This window comes from Streptomyces sp. 5K101 (assembly GCF_046506645.1).
Lineage (GTDB): Bacteria > Actinomycetota > Actinomycetes > Streptomycetales > Streptomycetaceae > Streptomyces.
In genome coordinates, this window is record NZ_JBKFFO010000005.1 from 222,463 (window position 1) to 241,174 (window position 18,712).

At 70.2% G+C, this 18,712-nt stretch carries 14 protein-coding genes and 2 pseudogenes; 2 read left to right on the plus strand and 14 right to left on the minus strand.

Features of this window, described 5'->3' with window-relative positions; all coding sequences use genetic code 11:
- Positions 1–121: 121 nt before the first annotated feature.
- Positions 122–1,516, minus strand: coding sequence for an FAD-dependent oxidoreductase (locus ACLB9X_RS12025; protein ID WP_410360286.1), 1,395 nt, complete (start codon positions 1,514–1,516; stop codon positions 122–124).
- 171 nt (positions 1,517–1,687) lie between these two features.
- Between ACLB9X_RS12025 and rpmF the strand changes: the two genes are divergently transcribed.
- A complete protein-coding gene (gene rpmF, locus ACLB9X_RS12030; RefSeq protein WP_410360287.1) occupies positions 1,688–1,858 on the plus strand; it encodes a 50S ribosomal protein L32 in 171 nt (56 codons plus the stop codon).
- Between the two features lie 5 nt (positions 1,859–1,863).
- Positions 1,864–3,030, plus strand: a complete 1,167-nt coding sequence (locus ACLB9X_RS12035) for a GTP-binding protein (protein WP_410360288.1) — start codon at positions 1,864–1,866, stop codon at positions 3,028–3,030.
- Positions 3,031–3,292: 262 nt separating this feature from the next.
- On the opposite strand, the gene ACLB9X_RS12040 is transcribed toward ACLB9X_RS12035, so the two are convergent.
- The 13 genes and pseudogenes from ACLB9X_RS12040 to ACLB9X_RS12100 form a co-directional block, all read right to left on the minus strand.
- On the minus strand, positions 3,293–3,478 hold the full coding sequence (locus ACLB9X_RS12040; RefSeq protein ID WP_410360289.1) for a hypothetical protein: 186 nt from the start codon (positions 3,476–3,478) through the stop codon (positions 3,293–3,295).
- Between the two features lie 302 nt (positions 3,479–3,780).
- Positions 3,781–4,653, minus strand: a pseudogene (locus tag ACLB9X_RS12045) (hypothetical protein).
- A gap of 34 nt (positions 4,654–4,687) precedes the next feature.
- A complete protein-coding gene (locus tag ACLB9X_RS12050) occupies positions 4,688–5,584 on the minus strand; it encodes a helix-turn-helix domain-containing protein (RefSeq protein ID WP_410360290.1) in 897 nt (298 codons plus the stop codon).
- Positions 5,585–5,952: 368 nt separating this feature from the next.
- A complete protein-coding gene (locus ACLB9X_RS12055) occupies positions 5,953–6,597 on the minus strand; it encodes a hypothetical protein (RefSeq protein WP_410360291.1) in 645 nt (214 codons plus the stop codon).
- Between the two features lie 102 nt (positions 6,598–6,699).
- Complete coding sequence (locus ACLB9X_RS12060) at positions 6,700–7,071, minus strand: immunity 49 family protein (protein ID WP_410360292.1); 372 nt, start codon at positions 7,069–7,071, stop codon at positions 6,700–6,702.
- Positions 7,072–7,278: 207 nt separating this feature from the next.
- Entirely contained in the window at positions 7,279–7,941 is a 663-nt protein-coding gene (locus tag ACLB9X_RS12065; RefSeq protein WP_410360293.1) for a pentapeptide repeat-containing protein, read from the minus strand.
- Entirely contained in the window at positions 7,907–10,456 is a 2,550-nt protein-coding gene (locus ACLB9X_RS12070) for a hypothetical protein (protein ID WP_410360294.1), read from the minus strand. The genes ACLB9X_RS12065 and ACLB9X_RS12070 overlap by 35 nt, the downstream gene beginning before the upstream one ends.
- Positions 10,453–10,881 carry a DUF6507 family protein gene (locus ACLB9X_RS12075; protein WP_410360295.1) on the minus strand — a complete coding sequence of 143 codons (429 nt, stop codon included), beginning with the start codon at positions 10,879–10,881 and terminating at the stop codon, positions 10,453–10,455. The genes ACLB9X_RS12070 and ACLB9X_RS12075 overlap by 4 nt, the downstream gene beginning before the upstream one ends.
- A 148-nt stretch (positions 10,882–11,029) precedes the next feature.
- Positions 11,030–11,296 carry a pore-forming ESAT-6 family protein gene (locus tag ACLB9X_RS12080; protein ID WP_410360296.1) on the minus strand — a complete coding sequence of 89 codons (267 nt, stop codon included), beginning with the start codon at positions 11,294–11,296 and terminating at the stop codon, positions 11,030–11,032.
- 49 nt (positions 11,297–11,345) lie between these two features.
- Complete coding sequence (locus ACLB9X_RS12085; RefSeq protein ID WP_410360297.1) at positions 11,346–11,678, minus strand: hypothetical protein; 333 nt, start codon at positions 11,676–11,678, stop codon at positions 11,346–11,348.
- A 172-nt stretch (positions 11,679–11,850) separates the two neighbouring features.
- A complete protein-coding gene (locus ACLB9X_RS12090; protein ID WP_410360298.1) occupies positions 11,851–13,269 on the minus strand; it encodes a DUF6177 family protein in 1,419 nt (472 codons plus the stop codon).
- Positions 13,270–13,305: 36 nt separating this feature from the next.
- A pseudogene (eccCa, locus tag ACLB9X_RS12095) lies at positions 13,306–17,269 on the minus strand (type VII secretion protein EccCa).
- Positions 17,270–17,372: 103 nt separating this feature from the next.
- Positions 17,373–18,680 (minus strand): MinD/ParA family protein, encoded by a 1,308-nt coding sequence (locus ACLB9X_RS12100; RefSeq protein ID WP_410360299.1) that lies wholly within the window; start codon positions 18,678–18,680, stop codon positions 17,373–17,375.
- Positions 18,681–18,712 lie beyond the last annotated feature (32 nt).

An 18,712-nucleotide genomic window follows, 5' to 3' on the forward strand; every position in this document is an offset into this window, starting at 1 on the left:
TCCGGCAGAGGACGGCCCCCAGTGATCTGTGTGGCGCACAGGGCCGGGAGGGCGGCGCGCGGCCTCGTCCGTTCCGCTGTCCCGGCCGGGGCCGCGCGCGGGCGGATCCGGCGTACGGCGGTCAGCAGCCGCCCGAGGCGGTGGCGGCCTCCGAGGCCGACGCAGCGATCCGGAGCGTGGCGGGAGCGCCGCAACAGCCTGCGGCCCTGGAGTTCCCGGTCGGCCCGACCGCCGCGACTGCCTCGGGCTCGTCGAACAGCCCGGCACCGCCGCACACACCGGTCTCCGGGAGGGTCAGTTCGACGCGCTCGGCCGCGGCCCGGTCACCGGCGAGGACGGCGGCGATCGAGCGGGTCTGCTCGTACCCGGTCATCGCCAGGAACGTCGGAGCGCGGCCGTAGGACTTCATGCCGACCAGGTAGACGTCCTGCTCGGGGTGGGACAGCTTGCCGACGCCGTGGGGCTCGACGGTGCCGCAGGAGTGGACGTTGGGGTCGATCAGGGGCGCGAGGTCGGCGGGGGCCTGGAGGCGCTCGTCGAGGCCGAGGCGGAGCTCGGAGAGGAAGGAGAGGTCCGGGCGGAAGCCCGTGAGCACCACGACCTCGTCGACCGGCTCCGTGCGGCGGCCGTCCTCGGCGACCAGGACGAGGCGCCCGTCGCCCTCCCGCTCCACGGCGGCGGTGCGGAAGCCGGTGACGGCGGAGGCGTACCCGCCGTCGACCGCTGCCTTGGCGGCCAGGCCCAGCGCCCCGCGGGCGGGCAGCTGGTCGGCCTCGCCGCCGCCGAAGGTGGACCCGCTGATGCCCCGCCGCAGCACCCACACCGCGTGCGTGCCCGCGTCCTCCTTCGCCAGGTCGGCAAGCCCGGCGAGCGCCGTGAACGCGGAGGCGCCGGAGCCGACGACGGCCGTGCGCCGGCCGGCGTAACGGGCACGCACAGCCGGGTCCTTGAGGTCGGGCATGCGGTAGGCGATCCGGTCGGCGGCCGCCTTCTCGCCGAGCGCGGGCAGGCCGTCGCCACCGAGGGGGCCGGGGGTGGCCCAGGTGCCGGAGGCGTCGACGACGGCACGTACGGTGATCCGCTCCTCGGCGCCGTCGGCGGTGCGGAGGTGCACGGTGAAGGGCTGTCCCTCGCGGCCGGAGTCGACGACGCGGTCGTGGCCCGCGCGGGCCACGCCGGTGACGGTCGTGCCGTACCTGACCCTGTCGCCGAGGACGTCGGCGAGCGGCTGGAGATACCGCTCGGCCCAGTCGCCGCCGCTCGGGTACGCGGCGTCGTCGGGCCTGACCCAGCCGGTGGGGGCCAGGAGCTTCTCGGCGGCCGGGTCGACGACCTCGGCCCAGGGGGAGAACAGCCGCACGTGCGCCCACTCCCGCACGGTGGTCCCCGCGACCGGGCCCGCCTCCAGGACCAGCGGTTCGATGCCCCGCTCGATCAGGTGGGCGGCGGCGGCGAGGCCGACGGGGCCGGCTCCGACGACGGCGACGGGCAGCTCGGTGGTGGCGGGCGCGTTCATCGGTCCACTCCTCGGTGATTCGATGTTTGTCGATGTCTTGTGCTGCCAGCATCACACCTGCATCGACAAGCGTCAACATAGACACTCATCGAAATCTTTGAGGTGACCCGCGTTAGTAATGGGAACCATTTTCATATAGGCTGGGGGCGGTCGCTCACCAGGAGGTTCCCCATGGCCGTTCCCAAGCGGAAGATGTCCCGCAGCAACACCCGCCACCGCCGGGCCCAGTGGAAGGCGACGACGTCCCAGCTCGTGCCGGTGACCGTCGACGGCTCCACCTACCTGGTCCCCCAGCGGCTGGTGAAGGCCTACGAGCGCGGTCTCCTGCACCCCGAGGGCTGACAGGCATGACCGGCCGACTGCCCGTGACCGTCCTGTCGGGCTTCCTCGGAGCGGGCAAGACCACGCTGCTCAACCACGTCCTCGGCAATCGCGAGGGCCTGCGCGTCGCCGTCATCGTCAACGACATGAGCGAGATCAACATCGACGCGGCCCTCGTGCGCGGCGGCGACGCCGCGCTGTCGCGGACCGAGGAGCGCCTGGTCGAGATGACCAACGGATGCATCTGCTGCACCCTGCGGGACGACCTGCTGGAGGAGGTCGACCGGCTGGCCCGTGAGGGCCGCTTCGACCACCTGCTCATCGAGTCCAGCGGCATCTCCGAGCCGATGCCCGTGGCCGCGACGTTCGCCTTCCCCCGCGACGACGGCGCCACCCTCGGGGACATCGCCCGCCTCGACACCATGGTCACGGTCGTCGACGCCGCGAACTTCCTGCCCGAGCTGACCGGCGGCGACGGCCTCGCCGAGCGCGGCCTCGACCAGTACGAGGACGACGAACGCACCGTCAGCGACCTGCTGATGGACCAGATCGAATTCGCCGACGTCCTCGTGCTCAACAAGCTCGACCTCGTCGGGCCCGAGGACGCCGCACGGCTGCGGGCCGCGCTCAGCCGCCTCAACCCCGTCGCGCGCATCGTCCCCGCCCGCCACGGGCGGGTCGCGGTCGGCGAGGTGCTGGGCACCGGGCTGTTCGACCTGGAGCGCGCCCAGCAGGCGCCGGGCTGGGTCATGGAGCTCAACGGCGACCACGTCCCCGAGACCGAGGAGTACGGAATCTCCTCCACCGTCTTCCGCGCCGGACGGCCCTTCCACCCGGGCCGGTTGTGGGACTTCGTCACCGAGGGCCTCGACAGCGGGGCGTATGGGCAAGTCCTGCGCTCGAAGGGGTTCTTCCGGCTGGCGAGCAGGCCCGCCGTGACGGGGCTGTGGTCGCAGGCCGGTTCCGTGGCCCGTTTCGAGCCGTCGGGCGTGCGCGACGCCGGCAGCACGCAGGACCAGGAACTCGTCTTCATCGGCACGCACCTGCGCCCCGACGCCCTGCGGGCCGCGCTGGAGGTGTGCCTGATGGGGGACGGCGAGGGCGTGCCGTACGACGACCCGTTCCCGGCCTGGGACACGTACGGCGTCGACGACGCGTGCGAGCACGAGCACGAGCCGGTACTCGCGCCCTGAACCTCCGGGCCGGGCGGTGGTCGCAGCCACGGCACCGTCCGGCCCGGACCGTATCCCTCGTCCTGGCGCGCGGGGACGCCGGCGCGTGCACCGACCGGGCCGCCCGGGGCCGAGACGGCCGGGCTGCGCCAGGACGCGTCGCCGTGCCCGCGGCACCCGAATGGCACACTGACGCTCCGCCACCCGAAGGGCTGTGCCGTGCCGATGATCCGCAGCCTGCGCCGCGCCGTCCGCCGCAACGGCTGGCTGTGAGCGGCGCGGTTCAGGCCAGCGCGATGAACAGCCCCAGCGTCACGAGCGCCACCGCGCCGCCGTAGAGCGCGAGGGTCACCGAACGGGCCTCGACGGAGGGGTCGGTACCGCCGCCGACCCGGCGCAGACCGAGGACGGACCTGCCGAGCAGGACGAGCGCTGCCGCACAGCAGGCGGCGATCAGTGAGTCAGCCACGCGGCGACGCTCTCACGCCCCGCGGAACCCCGCACCCGGAGCGCGTCCGTCCGGGTGGGGGCTACGTCGAGCGGGGCCGACTCCCGGACCGCCGCCGGGTTCCGAGCCCCGGGGCTCTGCGCCAGGTGCGACCACGCACCGGAGAGCATGACCCCTCCAGAATTCCCCCGAATCAGTAGGAGATCGGCTTCCTGGGCGGCGGCCACTGAGTCCCTGCGCGTGCCGCAGCCGGGCCGGCAGTGCGTGGGGCAGGGACAACCGGCCGGTGGCACGGGCGGGGAGCACGTCGGCGATGTCCGCATTCACTCATCGGTGAAGATCGCCTCGGTGGATGCGGCGGTCACGGCGCGGCCGAGCCACGTACGCACCAGCTGCGGGTCGCCGCAAGCGGTGATCCGCTCGCGGGCGTCGTCGGGGACCTCCACTCCGCGCTGCTGGAGGACCAGCAGGACGGCATCTGCGAGGCCCTCGGCGCGACCCTCGTCCCGGATCTCCTCCGAGAGCGGAGATGTGTAGAAAGAAAGGTCCACGGCCACCAGGTTCCTCCACTGATCTGCGGCCGGGCGGTTGCCCAGGCCCTGCGCGGTGAGTTCGACGATGGGGTCGGCGATGGCTTCCGGTGCATCCCGCAGCGCGGCGGACAGCGTTTTCAGTATGGCACCGACGTCGGGATCACCGGCGTGCGTGATGGCGGCCAGCGTGGCGAGCGCCAGGTCCTTGCGGGCCTCGGCCACATTGGTGATCACCGGCATGTTGTGCGGACCCGCTACCAGCGGGCGCAGAGTGAGAGCGGGCCACTGCCGGGGGCCGATGGGAACAGGGCGCGAGGCCCATTCGGCGGTGGCGCGGTCCTGACAGACGACCAGCAGCAGCGGTGGCGTCCGGTACTTCGTATACAGGAAGGACAGGTAATACGCTCAGCTCGCGGGCTTGTCCGGGTCCTTCTTCCCTTGGGCCTCGATGGCCAGGAGGAAGGTCTCGTCGTCCTGGGTGTCGATACGTAAGAGGGTGTCGACGCGCCGTTCCACGGGACGCGCCTCGGTGAGGTCGGTGGGCAGAAGTGTGGTCGAGACGGGTGGGGAAAAGGGGACACCGAGTACTTCGGAGACGCGGGAGAACAGCCCCGGATACTCCTGAAAGATGCGGTGCATCCCCTCGTGGGGCGAACTGACCATGTGAGGCCCTTGATTTGTGCGGACGGGGTCGTCGTCAAGCGGCTGTCTGTGTATCGGCTCTGCAGTCACGGCAGTGGCCCGGCACCGGGGCACGGAAGGCGCGGTCGCATCTGTCGCAGTTCTGGAGCGGTTCACGTGGGTTCGGTGCCGGGGCGGCGGGGAGCGGGGGTGGCAGGAGTGCGGTGAGGCGGTGGGCGAGGAGGCCCGCCGGGTGTTTGAGGGGCTGGGGCAGGTCGGTGGTGAGTGTGTGGCGTACGGCGTCGGGGTGGGCGTCGCGTTCGAGCCAGGCGGCGACGGCGGGGGCGAGGCGGCGGATGTCGTGTTCGGCAAGGAGCAGGCGGGGTTCGTCGCGGCGCAGGCCGGCGAGGAGGTCGGTGGCGATGCGGTGACGCGTCAGGTCGGGTGCCTGGGGCTGGGGAAGCGGCGGACGCGGGGGCGCAGGCGGCGGGGGTACGGGAGCGGGGGGTGTCTCCACGGGCTCGGGCTCCCGGACGGGAACCGGCATCGGCTCCGGCCCCCTAACCGGCTCCGAATTCGGTGCCGGGGACGCTGCCGCCTCCGGACGTGCGTCGGGCCGGTTGTACGAGATCGTCCGCGTGACGATCTTGCCCTCGGGCAGCCGCTCCAGCGTGCGCTCCAGGTAACGGTGCTCCTCCAGCTCCCGCAAGGCGGCGGCGATACGCGCCTCGCTCTCCGGGAAGCGGTCGGCGAGCACCTTGATGCCGACCTTGGCCCCGTCCGGCAACGACTGGATGTGGACGGCCAGCCCGATCGCGACGAGCGACAGCTCACCGTGCTGGGCCAGGTGGTTGCCGATGATCGTGAAGCGGCTGGTGTGGATCGAGTTGACGTGGATGACACCGAAAGCGGTGACGCGTCCGGGAACACGGGACGAGGCGCGCGAGGGCGCGGTAATCTGCTGGGTATCCATCGGGAAGGGTCCACTTCCTCGGTGGTCAGGCCCTCGATCGGGATTCGCAGTCCCGGCCGGGGGCCGACGCATGTCTGCGGTTGTCGCGGCGAGCATATGCCAGCGAACCCGCCCGAGATCCAGCCCAGTTGGACAACCTCACCCTTGCGGGTGACGGGGGGTGAGGTGGGGTTGGAGGGTTCTTTCCCCGGTTCTTTAACTCCTTTTGCGTCGTGCGGCAGCGGGTCGCGGAAACCCGGGTCGCGCATCCCCACGATCCGGTCCGACCAGGCACGATAGGAGCTCGACCTCGGCCCACATGGTCCGACGTTCCCAGCGCCCGACCCGCTCACCTCTGCCTTCGGCCACCTCCCCGGTCGCCCCTTGCCTCACAGGAGATCGGTGAGCTCGGGCCCGGATCCATCAATGATTTCGGGGGCCTTGATCCCGTACCCCTCAGCAGCACCGAAGTACGTCGGCTCGCCAGACTCGGCCGCGGTTCCGAGCAATTCGTCCAGGTTTCGCAGTGCAGCCGCGAGGCGAGGCGCGTTGTGGGCATAAACAGCAGGTTGTTGCCTTCCCCTGAAATCGCAGGGCCCCCAGACGTAATGGTGGACCGCAAGTTCCGCCGAGGGGCCGACCGGATCGGGCGAGACGGTGACTTCCACCAACCGAGGTTCGCGCCTGGGGCTCCCTTCCGCGTCGAGCCACGTACCCGAACCCACTACGAGGATTGCTGACATCTCTGCCGCCGGGTGACCGACCGGCTGGCATGCCCTCATCTCTTCGGCGAGTGTCACGTCGTCAAGGGGGCGTCCCACGACATCAAGGCGGCTGTGAATCCCCAGCCCGCCCTTACCCACCTCAAACCAGTTCCACTCAAGAGACACCGGGTCCAGCAAACCGTGATCACGTAGTACGGCACACATGCGGGCGGCAGTCTCGAGAGCTGCTTCCAGCCCAGGTGCCGTTACGTCGTCAAGATCCCAGAACCACGAAGCGCATTCCCTGGGCGCGCGGATCAGTCTTGGCATGGAACCGCCTTACGGACAAGCCTCAGGCGGAAGCTCCGTGGCGGACATCCGAAGAGTTGGTCCACCAGCCCAGCCCGCCCGTCGGGACGCATTTCCTCCTAATCATGTAGGGAATTCACCCGCCCAGAGGCGTTCCAGGAGAGCCTTGGGCAGATACTCGGACTCGACCTCGATCGGCATGCCTGCGCCGTAAGCCATGCACGCGATGGCCAACGGGGCAAGAGCAATGAGCTCGTCCCCACTCAGGGAGCGTGCCTCCGTGCCGGTCCAGTACTCCTTGTGCAAGGTAAGGGCTGTCACGAGGGACTTATTGAATGCCTCGGTCTCGCGACGCAGGTAAAGCTGGAACAGCTCCAGTAGCGGGTGAAGGATCTTCAACATCAATTTGCTGCCGGCAATGCGGGCCCGCTCCGGCGCAGTGCCGTTCACTGCCGTGACCAGCGTGTCCCAGATCTCCGAGCGGCCGAACCACAAGGTGCTGCAGGGTCCCGCCCCAGGAGTAGACGTCGGGAGGCTGACACCGGCAAACCGCGCTCATGCAACACGGCGGACATGCGGCCTGCCGTCTGGAAGGTTGGCTCCGACCCCGGTTCCACCACATCGTCGAACTCCCGGAACCACGAGCCACATTCCCGGTACACGGACCAGACTTGGCATCGAGATCACGCCTCGCCGATGAACTCAGCCATCAGCTTTCCGTGGAATTACCTTGACCTTCCCCCCTCTCTCCCGAATCCAACACTCGAGATCATCTCCGCCGATCTCTTGAGACCCTTCTTCGGTGACGAGTTCGACCGGGCCAAAAATTGAACCAGAAAATCCGTTCAGGAGTACCCTGTCATCGAGTTTGACTCTGAATGAATTCTCCTTCACCACAGCGTTCGTTAGATCCGCACCACAGAGGTTCACATCCAGAAAAGATGCCCCCATCAGTCGCGCGCCGCGGAAACTTGCGCCCGATGCGTCAACGTCATAGAGCGATGCTTTGACGAAGTCCGCCTCGTCGAGGGTTGCACCCCGCAGCAATGCGTCATCGAAGTTCACTCGTACGAGCGAGGCTCTGGTCAGATTCGCTCCGGAGAGGTCGGCTCCCTGGGCGTCGGCGCGGTAGAAATCCGCTTCGGCAAGGTTCGCCCCCACCAACGTCGCATCAGTGAACCACGATCCAGTGAAGTCTCCGCCCGACAAATCCGCGCCGCTGAAGTCGAGGCCTACAGCATCGAGACCACGTCCCTCTGGCTCTTGCAGCCAGTCGCCGAGCCGCTCTGCAGCGGCGGGGTCGGTGGGGAACGCGCGTGGCGCCCAGCCCTTACGGGTACCAGATGACATTGTCTTCCCAGCCATTCTTTTCGACGATGGACTTGATGTCGTCGATCGCCGCCTGATTCGCGTTGCGGAGGTCGAGGATAACAATACGCTGTTTGTCGACTATCTGTTCGGAGAGCTTCTTGACCCACCTACCGTTGTTTGCGGGGTCGTAGGCTCCTCTGAAAGGTTGCGACTTATCCCGAACGTTGTTGAATGGTGGCCAGTCGGAGTGGACACCCTTGATGTCGTAGTACTCACCTGTACTCGGGGAATAGAACTCGCCGCGATCGGCTTCGGTGGGGCGCTGGATGTCGTCGGGGACTCGTCCCTGCTCGCGAAGGTCCAGGCCCACCCTCGCTTCATCCTTCGAAGGTTCTGAGATGCCGCCGTTCTTGTCCGGGTCTCGCTGCAGGTGGTCGAAGTCCTCAGGGCTGCGACGCTCTACCTCATCGAGGTGACCCCAATGATCGGCCCGCTCCTGAGGTGTAAGCTCCGGCAGCGGTTCATTCACTCGCTCCGGAGGATTGCCCAACGACGACTGCTCGCCCTCGGCCCCACGCCCCCCGGCACCAGTGTCAGCGTGGCCGGACGTCTGCTCGTGCGTCCCTCTGGTCGATCCGCTGTCAGCGCCGTTGGCCAAGCCCTCGCCTGGGCCAGCCGTGCCGCCGGTGGGCGCTGTGTCCGTAACGCCGCCCGGCGTGCCGTTGTCCATCTGGTTGGTGGGCATGTTGTCGGCCCCGCCGCCCGGTATGTTGCTGCCTCCCGTCCCGCCCGGCACGTTGTTGCCCACGCCGCCGCCAGGCAGATGGTTCGCACCGCCGCCCGGCGTGCGGTCCGGGAGCGCGCCCGTGGCCGGCGGGTCGTCGCCCAGCCGGCCGACGTCGCCCAGGTCGCTGCCGAGCCTGATTCCCTCGTCCGTGCCCCGCCCGCCCACGCCCGCCAGAGCGGGCTGTTCGGCCGGGGTGCGGACCGAGGGGTTGTCCGCCGTCGTCGCCGGGTTCGTGGGCTGGTCCACCACATCCATGGGTGCCTGGTCGGCGGGCTGCTTCAGGCTGCCGTCCGCCTCGTACAGGCTGCCGTCGCGGCCCACGTAGACCGTGTTGCCGTCCAGGTCGGTCACCTTCGCCGTGCCCTCCGGCAGTGCCGTCGTGCCCTCCGGGACCTTGACCGTGCCCTCCGGGACCGGCAGCGAACCCGCCAGTGCAGGCGTGCCCTCCGGCATCTTCACCATGCCGTCGCCCAGGTCCAGGGCGCCCGCGGGGATCGGGGTGCCCTCCGGGAGGCGGACCGTGCCGGCCGGGACCTCGAACGCGCCCTCCGGGACTGCGGCTCCATCCGGCAGGTGCAGCGTGCCGTCGGGGAGCTTGAACGAGCCTTCCGGCAGCGTGATCGCGCCCTCCGGAATCGGCGGGAACTCGATCTTGCCCATCCCCTTCAGACCGGCCATCACGTCGCCGATCTTCGACAGGCCCGCACCCGCGCCCTTGAAGATGTACGTCGTCGGGTCCAGGGCCCGGCCCGCCTTGCCCGCCACCGACAGGACCTTCGCCACCGCACCCGCCTTGCCGGCGCCCGCCACCGCGCCGCCCGTGCCGCCGGTGAAGACCGTCGTCAGCACGTTGAACGTGACCGCACCCGCCGCCCGGCCGGGGTTCTCGCCCCATTGGTCCCAGGCCACCAGCGCCTTGCCGGTCTCCTTCATCGCCGTACGCGAGTCCCGGATCCAGGCCGGCAGGTCCTTCTCGTCGGCCGTCCAGAGCCAGATCGCGGTCCCAGGGCTGAGGGACAGCGCGAGACCGGTCGCCAGCTTGCCCAGGCCGACCCATGCCTGCCCCGCCGCGTCCCAGCCGTCGAAGCCGACCAGCGTGCCCAGACCCTTGATCGTGCCCCACACGCCGTCGACGAAGAAGCCCTCGACGAAGTCCCCGGCGTGCTCCCACACCTGCCACCACGGCGTAGACTCCGCGACCGCGTCGCCCCACGGCAGGCTTTTGGCCTGTTCGAGGGCCTCGGCGTCGTAGCCGTACATGCCCTTCCCGTTGGAGCCGTCGTTCACCTTCAGGGGCGTGCCGCAGACCAGGGCGACAATCTTGTTGTGGCAGGCGCGTTCCGCCTCCTGGAACTGGGTCCACACCTCGGCGATCTTGTTGCGGCGCTCGAGGTTCTCGTCGATCAGGTCGCCGTCCTCGCGCCACTTGTCGTCATCGGCGACCTTGGTGCGGAACGCCTCCGCCTCCCGCTTGAGGTCCTTCAGCTGCTGCACCAGCGGACGGATGTCGTTGGCGTAGGTGCCCAGGGCGCCCGCTACGGTACAGAGGTCCGAACTCAGGGTGAGCGCCTTGTCCTTGACCGGCTGCGTGACGGCGAAGAGCTGCTCCGCCTCGGGCGCCTGGTAGAAGGCGCGCAGTCCGCCGAAGGTGGTGTGCACGTCGCCGGCGGCGGTCACGATCTTGGCGCCGTCCCCCGACAGCTCCTTGACCTTCGTGTCCAGCACTTCGAGACTGCCCGTGAAAACGGGTATCTCCGCCGGATTCACCGGTGCATCGCTCACTTGTCCCCCCCGGGCATGTCCTTCTTGAGCAGGTCGAGGCGCACCGACCTGGCCGCGTCCTGTGCCTCCTTGGCGGACTCCAGGTCACCCTCGACGTACTCGCTGGTGGCCTTGGCCGCACCCAGGACTGCGGCCTGGATGCGCTCGCCCATGGAGTTGAGGTCCTTGTTGCGCCCCTCCAGGTACGCGCTCAGTGCCGCGGCGACCGGTCCCATCGCCTTCTGGGTCAGCGGCTTCCCTGATGCCGTGGGTCCGTGCAGGGGCGTCTCGGACGCCGAGCCCGGCACCGCCGTGCCCGCGGCCTGCGCCGCCTCCGACATATGCGTGATCATGTCCGTCAGGGCCTTCTCGAACTCACCGGCACGCGTGCCGGTGAGCCTCAACTGGCCCTGCACCCCCTGCGGTTTGATGTCCCACGCCGTCATGAACGCCCCCCTGCGACACACCTTGCAACACACCAGGACGGCTACTGCCGTCAACGAAGTCCCGCGCGCCCGCAGGAACGGTCCCCTGCGGGCGCGCACCGGCGCATCAGCCGATGTTGTCGACCGCCGCCTTTGCGCGCTGGATCGTCTACTGCGCCGTCGCGTCGTTCTTCTCCAGCGTCGACTTCAGCAGCTGGATGATGTTCCGGACCTCCTGCGACGTGCTGTACCAGCGCAGTTCCTTGGCGTGGTAGTCGTCCGCCACGCCGTCCGCCTGGAAGTCCTTCATCGCGTTCTTCACCTGCGTGTCACGCGCCTGGATGACCTGCTCCAGACGGGCGATCACCGCCTGGATGTTGCCCTGCGCCTCGCTCGACGCTCCCGTGTCGTAGGCACGACGGTCCTCACCGGCCATCACACATCACTCCCCGTACTCCCCGTAGAAACCTGAACAGCCCGGCCGGTCAGCGGCCCGAGAAACGTGCCGCGTCGAAGTTCCCCGCCGCCATCTGGGTCTTCGCGTTCTCGCCCTGCTCCTGCGTGCCGGTGGCGAACGCCGCGTCCATGCCCGCCTGGCCGCCGAGAATCGCCGCCAGCGAACCGTTCAGTGCGGCCGTGATCTCGTCCGCCCGCGACTTGAACAGGTCGAACGCCACCTTGCCCGAGCCGTGGAACTTGCCCTCCAGCGGCTGTGCGGCCTGGATGAGCTGCCGAATCAGCAGACCGAGATCGGTGCTCGAACCCTGCGACTGCGACTGCAGCGTCGACAGGACCTGCGCCCCCATGTCGAACTTCATCAGACTCCCCCGTCGGACGGATGATCGTACGAATCCCATTCTAGGCAGCCCCTATGACACGTACGCATCAGCAATCGCACCACCGTGACCAACCCACGACAATGCCCGTCAGTTCCAGTCATGGAGGCGCAAAGAGACCTACTCGCCTCAGGCATCTCCGGCCCTCAGGGCCTTACTCGCCCTTCAGATGCCGCATCAGGCGCTGGAAGTCCTGCCATCCGGAAAGGTCCGACGGATCACCCGGCAGTGGGTAGTACAGCGCCGGACGGGTCCTGGGACCGAGTTGGACGGGCGGTACGGACAAGGGCGTCCTCCGGGCGCGGTCGTCCGGCATCTGCCGGACCTCCTCCGCTCCGAGGACGAACGCCAACGGGACACCCGGCCCTTCGAAACGCGGCGGCACCGCCAGGTCACGGCGGGCTTTGCGGAGCTGAATCAGCATCGACTGGAGATGGTGGCGCGTGGCGAGCGCCTCGGCGGTCCGTGGCAGGGCATCCAGCGGAGGTTCGTCGTCCGAGCCGTAGCCGAAGTTGAGCGTGATGTCCTCCTCCACACCCGCCTTCGTCCGCCTGATGCGGAGCGTGGCCAGGGCGGGCCGGGACGGACCACCCACCACCACGGCCCACGTCGGCTCGGGCGCTCGCGCAAAGGCGACGTCGGTCAGCCGGCGCGGCGACCAGGGGAGGTTCGCGGGCTCCGCGGTACCCCAGCCGGCCGGCGGTTCTCCGGTGAGTTCGCGCCATACGGTCTCCAGGGCACCGCCGAGAACCAGCCGTTCGTCGGCGGGGTGAACCGTGCGGACCGTGAGGGCCAGCTGGCGCTCGTCGGTTGCCGTGACCTCCTGGTACGTGGTGGCCACCGCGGCGCGCCGGTCGTCGGGCGTCGAACCGGCCGCCTCGACCGGCGCGAACAGGCCGTCCTGCCAGCGCAGTACTGCCCCGGACAGACCGTCGTAGTAGCCGTCCCGTTCGTCCTGCACGACCCAACGGCACGGCCAACCGGGCAGGGCGTTGCGGACGGCAGGGGAGAGGGTGGTGCTCGGCGGGGTGACGATCTGAAGGCCCAGACCGCCCTCGGCGGCGGCCCGGAACGCGTCCGACAGCCAGGCTGTCATGGCCACCACCGGGCGGTCCTGGATGACGACGGCGACCTTGTCGGTCAGAACATCAACGGCCGGCTGAGCCGCGGCCGGTGCGGGCACCAGGCCGGCTCCGTCGCCCTGCACCACTTCGAGCGACCGCGCCGCCTCCGCCGGGTAGGCGGAGCCGCCGAGCAGCGTGACGAGCCTGGCCGCGAACGTGCCCGCCAGCCGCTCGGCCTCGGCGACACCCGTGGTGGCCCGGGCCTCCGTCCACCAGTACGGCACCGCTGGTGCCGTCACCCCGAGCAGCCGTTCCGCCTCGCCCCCGACCTGCACGAGCATCGGCGACTCGACGGACACGAACGGCCGGCCCTCCGCGTCGCAGAGCTGGACGACGGCGCCGTCGCCCTGGGCTCCCACCAGTCTGTCCGGGCCTCCCGCGAGCAGTCCCACGAGCAGGCTCGCGGGGTCCGGCATCTGCTGGGTGAGGGCTATGACGTCCTTGGTCATGGGGTGATCGTCCGGTTCCTCGTCATGGGGGCGGTGTCACCCGCCGGTGTACACGGTCTGGATCAGGCGGTTCGACTGGCCTCTGCGAATGAACAGGCCCCGGCCTGCTGGCTGTTGAGAGGCGTACACACCGGGGAACAGCTGGCCCTCGCTGCGGTCGCCCGCCATCAGGACCGCGGACGCCCCCCGATTCGCGCAGGCCCTGCACCAGCGGCTCGTACATGCCGCGGGACGCGCCCGCGACACGCCGCGTCAGCACGAAGTGGAGGCCGATGTCCACGGCGGAGGGGATGTACGGCAGGAACGCGGTGAGCGGCGACTGGCCCGCCGTGGTGAGCACGTCGTAGTCGTCGACGAGGACCACGATCCTGGGGCCGGAGCCCCAGCTGCCGGGTTCCAGGTCCTGCAGGCGGGCCGTGTCGTCCGGCAGCCGCTTGTCCAGCTCGGTGGCGATGCCGGCGGCAAGACCGGCGCACAGTTTGGCGTTGTACGCGTAGCCGCCGTTGAACTCCTCCGGAATCACGCCGCGCAGGCTGCGGCGCGGGTCCATGATGGCGAAGACCAACTCGTCCTCGCCGTACCGATCGATGAGGCCGTCTGCGATCGTGCGCAGCAGATTCGTCTTGCCGCATTCGCTGTCCCCCATGACCAGCAGGTGCTGGTCATGTCCGAACAGGTCGAGCAGCACGGGCGCGAGCGCGGTCTGGTCGAGGCCGATCGGCACCTTCTGTGGCTCTGCCGCCGGTCCGGGCAGCAGGTGCGGCTCCAGGACGTGCGGGAGGACCCGTACGGGCTGGGCGACGTCGCCGCTCCAGGTGGCACGGACGGACCGGGCAGTGCGTTCCAGGACGGCGCCCAGCTCCGAGGCGTCGGCCAGTGCATCGGTGCGGGGCAGTGCGGCCTGCGCGAAGAGCTTGCCGTCGGTGAGGACGCGGCCGGGCTCGTCGGGCGACAGCGTCTCCGCCAGCTTGCGGTCAATGCTGGACTCGCTCGGGTCATTGAGCCGTAGTTCGACGCGGGTGCCGAAGGTGGACTGGGTGGCGATGCGGACGTCGTTCCAGCGGAGCATGCCCGCGACGACGTGGATGCCGTAGCCGCCGCCGCGCTTGAGGATGTCGACGACGGCGTCGTCGAGCTCCTCGAAATCGTCGCGCACCGCACCGAATCCGTCGATGACGAGGATGATCTCGGCGGAGGCCAGTTCAGGCAGCCGGCCCGCCGCGTGCAGGCTGCGCAGCTGGTCGACGGAGTCGATGCCGTGCTCCCGGAAGAGGTCCTCGCGCAGGGCGAGCATGTTCCGCACCTCTTCCACGGTCCGTGCCGCGCGTTCGCGGTCGGCGCGGCCCGCGACGCCGCCGACGTGCGGGAGCCCTGCGAGGGCCTGGAGACCGCCGCCGACCAGGTCGAGTCCGTAGACGCCGACCTCCTGCGGGGTGTGCGTCAGGGCCAGGGAGAGGACGAGTGTGCGCAGGAGGGTCGTCTTGCCGGACTGCGGGCCGCCGATGACGGCGGCATGTCCGCCCGCCACGGTGAGGTCGAGGAACCACTCGCCCTGCCACTGCTTGGTCGGGTCGTCGAGCAGTCCGAGCGGCACGGCCAGCGGCCCCTTGCGCTTGGCGAGCTGCATGCCGCGTGCGCCGACGTCGAGCGGGCCGGCGACCTGGTCCAGGGCGATCGACGCAGGCAGCGGCAGCAGCCAGATGCGGCGTACCGGTTCGGCGGCGTTCTCCAGCTGCTCGACCATGACGCCCATCTCGGTCGGGCCGGTCTCACGGCGGCGCACCGTCTGCTCCTGCGGCATCGAGCTGTCCGGTGTGCCGAGCGTGTTGTACGCCTCGTACTCGAGGGCCAGGGGGCCGGTGTCCTCGGCCTCGACGCGCCGCACCGGTCCGCGGTACGCGCCGGAGACGTAGCTCGCCTTGAAGCGTTCGTAGTGGCTGGTGTCGACCTTGAGGAAGCCGAAGCCCGGCAGCGGCGGGAGGTGGAAGGCGTCCGCGGTGTCGAGGACGGTACGCGACTCGTCGGCGGATAAGGTACGCAGCCCGAGCCGGTACGAGAGGTAGGTGTCCAGCCCCTTGAGCTTCCCGCCCTCGATGCGCTGGCTGGACAGCAGCAGGTGGACACCGATGGAACGGCCGATGCGGCCGATGGACAGGAACAGATCGATGAAGTCCGGTTTCGCGGTGAGGAGTTCGCCGAACTCGTCGATGACGACGAACAGGTGCGGCAGCGGGTCGAGGTCGGGGCGCTTCTCTGCGCGCAGCGCCGCGTAGTCCCCGATGTCGGCGATGTTTCCCGCGTCCTTGAGAACCTGCTGGTGGCGCTTGACCTCGCCGGCGAGGGAGGCGTGAACGCGTTCGACGAGGCCGGCCTGGTTCTCCAGGTTGGTGATGACACCGGCGACGTGCGGCAGGTCGGCGAAGGGGGCGAAGGTGGCGCCGCCCTTGTAGTCGACGAGGACGAGGGCGAGGTCCTCCGGCGGGTGGGTGGCCACCAGCGCGAGGACGAGGGTGCGCAGCAGTTCCGATTTTCCGGATCCGGTGGCGCCGACGCACAGTCCGTGCGGGCCCATGCCGAGCTCGGACGACTCCTTCAGGTCCAGGAGCACCGGCTCGCGGGAGTCACTGATGCCGATGGGCACGCGCAGGAAGGCTCGCTCGCCGCGCGGCGCCCACAGCCGCGAGAGGTCCAGTCGCGCCACGTCCTCGATGCCGAGCAGGTCGGCGAAGTCGACGGGGCCGGACAGGGGAGCGTCGGCGAGCGATTCGGCGGAGAGCCGCAGCGGCGCCAGCATCCGCGCCAAACCCTCGGCGAACGGCGCGCCGACCTCGTCCACGGTGCCCTGGGCGCTGATCGGCTCAGGCTCGCGCAGGTCCTCGATGACGACCTGTTCGCCCTCGACGGTGATCCGGACGCCGACGTGTCCTGGCTCCTGGACCCGCTGTTCGAGCAGGTGGAGGACGGTGACGCCCATCTCACGGAGGTCGACCGCGTCATCGGGGCGCGGCAGTTCGACGGCGTCCTCGCCGTGTCCGTCGGCGACGACGAGCAGCCGGGAGTTCATGGTCAGGGCGTCCTTGCCGGACAGGCCGCGCCGGACCTCGGCGGCGTAGGAGGCGCGGCGGCGCAGTTCATGCCCGATCTGCCGGGCGAGCTGGGGCACGGAGGGGGCGATGCGGCGGGCGGCGACGGGGCCGTCGAACTGCTCGGTGTCGAGCAGATGCGGCATCCACTTGGCCCACTCCCAGTCGTCGAGCCGCTCGCCGGGCGCGGCGATCGCGACGGCCACGTCGTCGGGGGCGTGCATCGCGGCCGTCTGGACGAGCAGAGCACGTGCGACGCGCAGGCAGTCCTCACGCGGGCCGACGACGGTGACGTTGCCGACCCGGTCGAGCGGGACGGTGAGCGGGAGTTCGGTGCCCGTACGAAAGCGGGTGGTGAGCGCGGACGCCTCGTTGAGCATGAAGCGGTCGGGCGGGGTGAGGACGGACGAGCCCTGTTCGGCGATCCTCAGATCGCGCACGGGCATCTCTCCGGTGCCGACGCGCACTCGCAAGAAGTCGCTGTCGGCACGGCGGCGCTCCCAGAGGCGGGCCGGGTCGCGCACGATGTCGTACAGGGCGTGCGGCGGTGGATTGAGGACATCGGCCCGCTCACGGCGCTCGCGTTCCTCGGCCGACAGCTCTTCGCGCAGCTCCTCCAGATAGGCCAGGTACGCCTCGCGCTGGGTGCGGCGGGTGCGCTGGGCCTTGCCGCGCTGCGAGAACACGAGCACGACGGAGCCGACGAGGATGATCGCACCGAGCGCGGCGAACTGGCTGTTGCGTACGACCGTCATCATCACGACGGACGACATCACACCGGCGACGGGCAGCAGCGACATCGCGATGTTGCCGGCCTTCCCCTCAGGGAGGTTGGGCGGGGCTTCGATGGTGCGCGCCGCGGAGGCGGCCGGGGGCCGGGTGGTCCGGGCCGGGCGGTGGATCAGTCGGGTGGTCATCGTCGTCCGCCGTTCACGCTCGGGCTCGTCGGCTCCGGTGCGCCGCCGGCCGGGTTCGTCGGCAGCGGGGCACCGGTCAGATGGGTCGGGCGCTGCATCGGGATCAGCGACGCTTCTGGGAGAGCTGGAAAACGTCCGCGGCCAGACGCGTGGCGGCCTGCCGCGTCGCTCGGGCGAGCCGTTCGGTACGGATCGCACCGCCGGCCGCCAGGTGCCGGTCGTACGGCAGGGCATGGACGGTCGCCCCGGAGGACTCGAGCTTCCGCGTCACCTTGGCGATGTCGATTCCCGGGTGCGCCACCTGCTCGGTCAGGACGACGACCGTGCCGGCGATCAGGTGCGGGGGCAGCCCCTTCATCCACTGGAGCACCGAGTGGGTGCTGGTGACGCCCTCCAGCGTGGCGGGTGCGGTCAGGACATGGGCCTGGGACGCGGAGAGCGCGACCCGGGCGACCTCGGCGGGCAGCGTCTCGCAGTCGACGACCGTCACCCCGAAGTAGCGGCGTAGCGCCACCATGACCCGCTCGTACGCCTGCGTGTCGAGCATCGCACCGATCTGTCCCTGACTGCCGGGCAGCAGCCAGGCGTTGTCGGGGAGCTGGACGAGGTATCCGGTGACGTCGAGCAGGGACATCTGCGGCTCGACGATGCCGGCGAGGTCACCGGTGGTCCAGCGCAACGTCTCGGCCCCGAGCCGCAGCGGCAGCGAGCCGAGCGCGGGATCGGCCTCGACGAGGAGGACGGGGTCCTGCCGGTAGTGGGCGTAGGTGGTGCCGAGCAGTGCAGCGACGGTCGACTTGCCGGCGCCGCCACGTATGGAGGTAACGGCTATCTGCCGGCCGGTCGTCACCGGCTGCTGGAGAATTTCCGCCGTACGCGTGGACTCGGCGACCTCGCGTGCGGCGGAGGATGCGATGGTGCGGCGCACGGCGCCGGCCGCGCGGGCGGCGAAGGACTCGCCGTGCCGGGTCCCCCGTACAGCGCCGGCCAAGTCGCTGTCGACGACCGGGCGCGAGTCGGGGGTGCGGGGGCCTTGGCCGGCCGGGGCGTACGAGGCGGGGGCCGGGGCGGGGCCCTGCCGGGGGTACGCCCGGCGGGCCTGCGCATGCCCGTGCGGCCGGTCGCCCGCCCGGTGTTCGGCGCCCTGCGCGGGATCGCCCGGGGCCGGGCCCTGCGCGGGATCGCCCTGCGGCTGGGCGCCGGTCCGGTCGACTGTCCGCGGAGCCGGCCCATGCGGAGGACCTGCCTGCGGGCCACCCGGCTGATGGGGCGCGCCGCCCTCTTGCGCGGGCCGGCCCTGGCCCGACGGGGAAGCGCCCCCCGCCTGCCCGCCGGCGTGCTGTGGACTCTGCGGTGCGCCACCCCTGAGGTCGCGCAGCAGATCGCCCTGCCAGTTGTCTCCGTTCGGCATGCCTGCCCTTCTCTTCCGTCCTGCTGCCCCGC